This window comes from Candidatus Infernicultor aquiphilus (genome assembly GCF_002784285.1).
GTDB lineage: Bacteria > Atribacterota > Phoenicimicrobiia > Phoenicimicrobiales > Phoenicimicrobiaceae > Infernicultor > Infernicultor aquiphilus.
The window spans coordinates 1,154-1,543 of record NZ_PFKO01000086.1 but is presented as its reverse complement, the minus strand read 5'-3'; the positions used below and the strand labels follow the sequence as shown (position 1 = coordinate 1,543).

Here is a 390-nt window from a genome sequence, read left to right as displayed (position 1 = left end):
CTCTTAATTAGCCAACCATCTAAGGCATTATCTAAATCATCAAATAATCCCAGAATTTCAAATTCTATATCTTTGAAATATTTCGTATCAATAGGTAAATGTTTATATTTCAGATTTAATTCCCCTTTTCCCAAAAGGGGTGTCTGCATAGCAGACGGGGTATTATCTTTTATGTATTGCTGAATTTGTTCAACAACAAGATTAAGCGATTTTTTTACATCTATATCTTTGAAATGTAATACTTCTAATCCGATGGATTTTAAAAATTCGTCTCTTTTTTTATCATATTCACCTTTGAAATCATGACTTTCGCCATCTATTTCAATTACAAGATTTAATTTGGGACAATGAAAATCAACAATATAATTCCCTATTACTTGCTGTCGGGTA

1 protein-coding gene is annotated in these 390 nt (G+C 29.7%); it reads right to left on the bottom strand.

The window, feature by feature from the left end; translation table 11 throughout:
- On the bottom strand, window positions 1-390 hold a 390-nt coding region (locus tag COZ07_RS02435; protein ID WP_406607004.1), incomplete at both ends, for an endonuclease domain-containing protein.